This is a genomic window from Streptomyces sp. HD (assembly GCF_028369295.1).
Classification (GTDB): domain Bacteria; phylum Actinomycetota; class Actinomycetes; order Streptomycetales; family Streptomycetaceae; genus Streptomyces.
Genome location: NZ_JAQMYP010000115.1, coordinates 1 through 6,531, shown reverse-complemented (window position 1 = coordinate 6,531; position 6,531 = coordinate 1). Strand labels below are relative to the sequence as shown.

Genomic DNA, 6,531 nt, shown 5'->3' with positions numbered 1-6,531 from the left:
CAACAAGCGGCACGAGTGGCACGAGTACCGGTCCGAGGTCACCGCGTTCGAGCTGCGGAAGAATCTGCCGGTGCTGTAAGCACAGGTCAGAGCGGGTTTCCCGCTGATTCGGCGAATGGGGCCGACGGTCGCGGACCGTCGGCCCCATCGCGTCTCACTCGCTCTGGGCCGTCTCTGGGCCGTCAGACGCCGGATCGGTGCCCTCGTACAGGCCGTCCACGGCCTTCCGGGCCCGTGCGTCGCTACTCGGCATGAGGTGCGTGTAGACCCGGAGCGTGAACCCCGGATCGTTGTGTCCGAGGTAGTGACTCAGGGCTTTGACGTTCTCGCCGGCGTCCAGCAGGACGGAGGCGTAGAAGTGCCTGAGCGCGTGCATGCCGTGTTCGCGGGCGGCCTGGTAACGCTCGCCCGGCTTGGGCTGGGGGATCACCCCGGCCGCGACGAGAGCGGGCTTCCACGCTCGGTCGTTGAAGTCGGTACGCCGAACCGCACCCGCGCCATCGAGACGGGTGAACAGCAGCCGCTTCGTGACGGGCGGACCGTCCACCCGGAGCCAGGGCAGGGTGATCTCTACCGGGGGGAATGCCTCCATGTGCTGTTTGAGGACGTGCGCCACGCGGTCCGGCAAGGGGACGTCGCGGACCTTGTTCCGCTTGGGTGGGGCGAATATGAGACCTTCCTTCGTCACCTTCACCTGGTTCGCGATGTGCAGCCATCCGGAGTCGAAGCCGATTTCATCGACGGGAAGCCCGAAGATCTCTCCTTGTCGGAGTCCGCATCCGCCTCCGAGGTCGACCGTCGGGCGGAAGCGTTCCGGCAGGGCTGCCCGTACGGCGAAGACGCGCTCTGCGCTCCACGGCACAACGCGGCCAGTCCCGGCAGCAGGCGGACGCACTGATTGCGCGTGGCACGGGTTCTTCGACAGGTGACCATCGTCGACCGCCGCATTGAGAACCGTCGATACGTTGTTGTAGATCACGCGCCGGTACGACGACGCGGCGACGGCCTTCTCCAATTCGCTCAGCCAATCCCGGATGTGCTCTGGCTTGAACGACCCGAGGGGTCGCGGTCCCAGGTAGGGGATCGCGTGGCCGCGAATCGCGGACTCCACGGACTCTCGCGTGGTCATGTCTGTGGTCTGCGTGCTCAGCCACTTCTCGGCGTACTGCCGGAACGTCACCTTGCTGGCGGCGGGGTCCACGTACTGCCCCCGAGACATGTCCGCCTCGATGTGGGCAAGCCACTGGTCGGCCAGTCGCTTCTGTCCGTCGGGGAACGACTTGCTCTTCTCGGTCCCATCCGGGCCGATGTAGCGGGCTCGGTAGCGCAGGCCCATCCCGTGGCGCTCGGTTCGTACACGGCGGGGCTTGCCGTTGGCGTCGGTTTCGGTCTTGTACCAGCGGTCTTGGATGTGGCCAGCCATGCGGCGGCGGTCCTCTCTCGACATGCAGCAGGGAGAGCCGTCGGCAACGGCTCTCCCTGCTGTCTCTGGCGGGTGTTTAGCTACGCGGCGTTTCGGTCGGCGTCCTTGCGCTGGGTGACGTAGACGTGCACGTCGGCGGGGTCGTAGCGGAGGTGCTTGCCGATGCGGAAGCCGGGTGGGCCGGTGCGCTTCTTGCGCCACTGGTAGACGGTTTCGACGGGGACCTCGAACATCTCGGCGATGTCGTCGGGGGTGAGGTACCGGTCCGGGAGGCCGCCGCGGAGGGTGGCGCGGGGGTCGTGGTCTGTCGGCGTTGCCATGGGGCTCCAAGCAGAGTGGGCGCCGCACAAACCGCAATATCCGCAGAAAGACCGGGGAGGGGCGCTGACCTGCGGTGTTGTGGTGCGCGGGCGGTGGTGGGTGGTGCTCCGCAGAAACCCGCGATATTCCGCAAAAATCAGGGGCGGCGGTTGGCTGGTCCCCGTGGGCGGGGGTGGCTCAGGTTTTTTGCGGAATATCGCGGGATTGTGCGACGGGCCCCGACCCGGGCTCGGCGTTGGGGTTCGTCGCAGGTCAGCGGGGGTGTCCGGGGTTTCTGCGGATTTTGCGGTTTGTGCGGGAAGGGGTGTGCGGACGGGGGTCACCGGCCGCCGTGGCGCAGGCTGGGATGGGCCTGTAGGTGGGGTGCCGGGGGGCGTCCGCGCTTGCCGGTCTTCTTGGGTTGGTAGGAGCGCAGGTATCCGTGGTCTTCCAGCAGCGCGAGGGCCGGTTCGAGGTCGGCGACGCTGGGGAACTCGCTGCGGGACACGATGCTGAAGACGTCCCGTCGGCTGACGTCCTCCCACCCGTTGTCCTTCAGCACTTCCAGCACGCTGCGGGCGCGGGACAGGACCGGGTCGGCGCCCATGACGTCGAACACGGCGAGGGCGTGGGCGGTGTAGTACTCCCCCAGCTCGATCGCCGCGCGCATGGTGGCCTCGGTGACGGGGTGGGCGTAGCCGTTGCCGCCGTGTTCGGCGAGGTGCAGCAGCGCGGCCATGCGGGCGGTTGCCCCGGCGAGCTTTCCGGCCCAGTTGGAGATGTGGCCCAGTGTGCCGCCGCGTGCCTTGAGCTGCGGTTCGATGCGCTTCTGATAGGCGATCAGCGCCGTGTCCGCTTCCGGGGTGAGCTGGATGACGGCCGGGTCGGTCCACTCCGCCAGGGACAGCGTCAGGTCGATGACCTTCGCGGTGTAGGTGGCGGCCGTCTGCTCAGGAACCGGGTCGGTGATGATCTCGCGTTCGCCGACCGTGGACACCGGCAGGGAGTACAGGAAGCGGGCCAGCAGTCCGCGTCCCTCGAACCCCTTCACCTTCCCGATGTCCCGCAGCACGTCCGGCTGCACGGCGAGGCCGATGGTCAGGGCGGGGGCGTCGATGTACTCGCGGCGGGTCTGCCGGTTCACCCTCAGCCGGTCCCCGGCATGCCCCTTCAGGAAGACCTCCATGTTCGGGGCCCCGGAGTACCGCCCGGCGATGATGTCGAAGATGCCGCCCTCCGCGCTCATCACCGACAGCCGGCCGCCCTGCTCGGCCATGAGCGAGGTGACCGTCTCGGGGGTGGAGTCGTCCGCCAGCAGGACCGGTTCGGCCGGCACGGTGAGCGTGTCGGCGGTCTGCGCGAGACCGACGGCGGTGGCCACCATGTCCTCGCGCTTGTCGCCGTCGGCGGACGCGGCCTTGGCGGCGGCCTTGTCGGCTGCTTCCTTGGCCAACCGTGCCGTCAGCTCCGCTTCCACGATCACCGGCTGCATAGCGGTCTTGAGCTGCTTCTCCGCCTCGTACAGGGGGTTGGTCAGCAGCGCGAAAACGGCGGACTTGCGGTTGGCGGGCGGCAGCGCGACCACCGTGTAGACGTTGGTCGGCTCACGCCAGTTCCCACGTACGTGGACCACGGACCGGCCGCCGGCCGCCGTGGCGAGCACGGCCAGCGCGACCGAACCCCCTAGGTCCACGGGGGTCTGCGTCTCCTGGGCGACGGCCGTCACGAACTCCCCCAGCCAGGCCGGGAGCACGTGGGCGGGGAACGAGGGACGTTCCCGGCGGCCGGTGAGGGGAATGGGGTCCTCCCACACCTCCGGTGCCGCGTCGTCCTCGCCGGGCGGTTCTTCCAGGGCGGGCAGTCCGGCCCACAGGTCGGGTCCGCCCACAGGGTTGGGGGTCATGAGGCCGCCCTCCCTTCAGCGGTGGCGGTGTGCGGGCAGACGCCGACGCTCACGCGGGCGGTCAGCCTGATGACAGCCGCGCGGCCCCGGGCACGGTCGTGATGCCCGCAGACACAGATCCAGTCCGCGACGGTGACGCCCTCGCACTGGATCTGAAGCCCCGGGGTGATGCCGGTGACGGTGACCGTCCGCGGGTCAGAACCAACAGCAGACCGGACGCCCTTGCGGGCGGCGCCTTTCGGCTCGCCCACGGTCGTGCGTGGTGCGGCCGGTGCGGCGGTGTGCGGGTTGCTCGGGGTGTGGGTGAGGCTCTTCAGAGGGGGGCGGGGTGGGGTGTTCATGCGGTGTCCCGCCGGGTCTGGTTGTGGGCGATGGACCAGTTGAGGGCGCTACGGAGGGTGGCGCGGCACTGGGCAGCGGGCAGTCCGGCCGTCTCGCCTGCCTCCTGAAGAGCCTGTTCAACCACGTGCCGGGGGAGGTCGCCCCACGCGACAAGGCGTCCCAGGGCGCGCGCGGCCCGGAACAACGCCCCCTCCCGCTGGCCGACTTGGGCCGTGACTACGTTCCACGTCTCGTTCGTGAGCGCTACATCCGCGTATCGACGGCATTGTGCCGTTACGGGACCTGAGGGGGCCTGAGACGCCTTGGGGACGGGTTGCAGGATGGCTTGCAGCCACGGGGGCAGAGGGGCCGCCACAGAGCCGCACACAGCTTCGTAGGTTCCGGCGGGGGTGAGGCTGCCGGCGGCGACGACGTAGCCACCCCATGCGCGAGTGTCGACCAACTGGCCGATGGTTCCTGCGGTGTTGGTCAGTCGGAGGCCCTCGGGGGCGGTGAAGTACAGGTGCTCTCCGCCGCTCGCGGTCCGCACCTGGTAGGTGGTGGGGACGGCGTGTCCGGCGCGCTCGCAGAGCGCTTTGAAGGTCGCCGCGCCGCAAGGCGCGTCCCGACTGTCCTTGTGCTTGGGCATGTCCAGGTCGACCACGAGCAGGTTGGAGGGGCCGGTGGCGATACCGATGTTGTAGGGGGTGTGCCACCAGGTGGTGCGGATGCGCTCGGGGTCCCGGGTGGCGCGCTGCTCCCACTTCATGTGTCCGCCAGCGCACTCGCCGGTGTGCGGGCAGGTGGCTTCGCCGTGCAGGGCGGGGCGCTTGTCGCCGGGGCGGAGGGGGAAGACGTACCAGCCGCGTTCGGCGGCATCGAGTGCGGCGCGGAGCATCGCGGATCGGGGGTCATGGGTCATGCTGGATGTCTCCAGTTCCTTGAAGGTGACTGGCTGGACAAGGGCGGCCCCGGATTCATTGGCGTGAGACGGGGGCCGCCCTTGGCGTAGCTAGCGGCAGTCAGGGGTGACGTGGTCGCTTCGCTGCTCGTGCTGGTGCCATGCGGCGTACTGCTGTCGGACGTAGCCGCGCGGGTGCATTGCGGCGTGGTCCGGGACGGTGAAGTCGGGGTGGGCCTGGTCGATGTCGAGCAGGTATGTAGCGGCAGCCAGCGCGTTCTCTTCCGCGTCGCCGCAGGGTTCGTCGGGCTCGTCCAGCAGTGCGATGCGGTCCAGCAGTGCGGCCTTGCGTAGGTAGAACTCCCGCTCCAACTCGGTGAAGCAGTCGGCGCCGGCCACGGTGCGGGTGGTCCAGCCGATTTCGCTGATGATGCTGGGGGCGAGTGCGTAGGCGTCTTCCGGTGTGGGCCACGATTCCGGCTCGCTGCGGTGTTCGGCTCGGGCGTACAGGCGGTGCTGCTTGCGGTCGCGAGTGGGCCAGACGGTCACGGTGCCGACGGTGAAGGTGCGGTCCAGGGCGGCGACGACGTGATCGGTGTCGGTGGGGTCGCAGATGACGCGGATCTCGAACATGGGTGGTTGCTCTCCCGTCAGCCGTTGAAGTGGTTGCGCTTGAAGACGGCCTTGCGGATGTGGAACGTGATCCCGCTCTTCGTGCCGGCGGGCTTGAAGATCTGCACTGCGGCGTATCCGCCGAAGATCACGGCGGCGAGGGTGATGAGCTGGGTGATGAGCGCGGTCAGGGCGGTGACGAACGCGGTCAGCAGGAACAGTCCGCCGCACACCGCGCCGAAGCCGATGCCTCCGAGGGCGATGTTCACCGCCGCGCGGGAGACGGGCGGCTTGGCCTGGATGGGTTCGGGCTTGGCGGGTTCGATGGCGTAGCCAGTGACGACACGGCCGTCCGGCAGGACCACGCTCGCCACCGCCGGGACGGTGCCCGGCTGGATGGGAACCATCGGTGCCGGATGGACGACGGCGGCGGGTGTGATGGGGGTGGGCTGGTGGACTTCCACGGCGCTGTGAGCGGGTGGGTGGCGGGCAGGTTCGGGGTACATGCGGAATCCCTTCCGGTCATGGCTCGGGGAGGCGGACACACCCCCTGCTAGGGGCGCTGTGGAGGGGGTTTCAGGGGTGCTGACCAGGGCGCCTCCCCGCCTCCCCAAGATGATGTTTCCGCTGATCAGCGCGGGGGAGGTGGGGTGGGGAGGTGGTTGGGGAGTTCTCCCCGCCTCCCCGGCGCGGGCGGGTCCGCCTCCCCGCTACGCGGAGGCGGAAGCGGAACCGTCGTCGTCGCGGTTGGCGAGGGCGCGCAGGACGTGATCGCGGTGGACGACCATGCGGCCGTGGGACTTCTTCGGCTCCTCGCCTTCGGCCTCCAGCACGCGCTTGAGGTCGCCGTTGGTCCAGTCGCCGTAGGCGTCCTGATCGAGCATCGCGAGCCGCTTGAGGACGTCGGTGGTGGGCAGCCGGGGCGCGTCGCCGATGGCCGCGGCGATGTCGGCGAGCGGGTCACGCTCCTCACCGCGCTCGATCACGGTCAGCGTGGTGACCCCGTCGCGGAGGGCCTTGGCGCGGTCGGCGATGGCCTGGGCGGGGTCGTCGTCGATGAAGTGAGTGCGG

The 6,531-nt window shown here is 69.4% G+C and carries 7 protein-coding genes and 2 pseudogenes; 1 reads left to right on the top strand and 8 read right to left on the bottom strand.

Annotated elements, in window-relative coordinates:
* Window positions 1-79 (top strand): annotated as a pseudogene (locus POF73_RS45400) (glutamine synthetase); the annotation flags it as partial.
* A gap of 75 nt (window positions 80-154) precedes the next feature.
* Here POF73_RS45400 and POF73_RS45395 read toward each other — a convergent pair.
* The 8 genes and pseudogenes from POF73_RS45395 to POF73_RS45360 form a co-directional block, all read right to left on the bottom strand.
* Window positions 155-1,423, bottom strand: coding sequence for a tyrosine-type recombinase/integrase (locus POF73_RS45395; protein ID WP_272125402.1), 1,269 nt, complete (start codon window positions 1,421-1,423; stop codon window positions 155-157).
* Window positions 1,424-1,503: 80 nt separating this feature from the next.
* Window positions 1,504-1,743: a helix-turn-helix domain-containing protein gene (locus POF73_RS45390; RefSeq protein ID WP_272125401.1), complete on the bottom strand. Its 240-nt coding sequence runs from the start codon at window positions 1,741-1,743 to the stop codon at window positions 1,504-1,506.
* A gap of 320 nt (window positions 1,744-2,063) precedes the next feature.
* Entirely contained in the window at window positions 2,064-3,626 is a 1,563-nt protein-coding gene (locus POF73_RS45385; RefSeq protein WP_272125400.1) for a YfjI family protein, read from the bottom strand.
* Window positions 3,623-3,967, bottom strand: a complete 345-nt coding sequence (locus POF73_RS45380; RefSeq protein WP_272125399.1) for a hypothetical protein — start codon at window positions 3,965-3,967, stop codon at window positions 3,623-3,625. Before POF73_RS45380 ends, POF73_RS45385 begins: the two co-directional genes overlap by 4 nt.
* On the bottom strand, window positions 3,964-4,869 hold the full coding sequence (locus POF73_RS45375; RefSeq protein WP_272125398.1) for a bifunctional DNA primase/polymerase: 906 nt from the start codon (window positions 4,867-4,869) through the stop codon (window positions 3,964-3,966). The genes POF73_RS45380 and POF73_RS45375 overlap by 4 nt, the downstream gene beginning before the upstream one ends.
* A gap of 90 nt (window positions 4,870-4,959) precedes the next feature.
* Window positions 4,960-5,481: a hypothetical protein gene (locus POF73_RS45370; RefSeq protein ID WP_272125397.1), complete on the bottom strand. Its 522-nt coding sequence runs from the start codon at window positions 5,479-5,481 to the stop codon at window positions 4,960-4,962.
* A 17-nt stretch (window positions 5,482-5,498) separates the two neighbouring features.
* Complete coding sequence (locus tag POF73_RS45365; protein WP_272125396.1) at window positions 5,499-5,966, bottom strand: hypothetical protein; 468 nt, start codon at window positions 5,964-5,966, stop codon at window positions 5,499-5,501.
* A gap of 204 nt (window positions 5,967-6,170) precedes the next feature.
* Window positions 6,171-6,531, bottom strand: a pseudogene (locus POF73_RS45360) (ATP-binding protein); the annotation flags it as partial.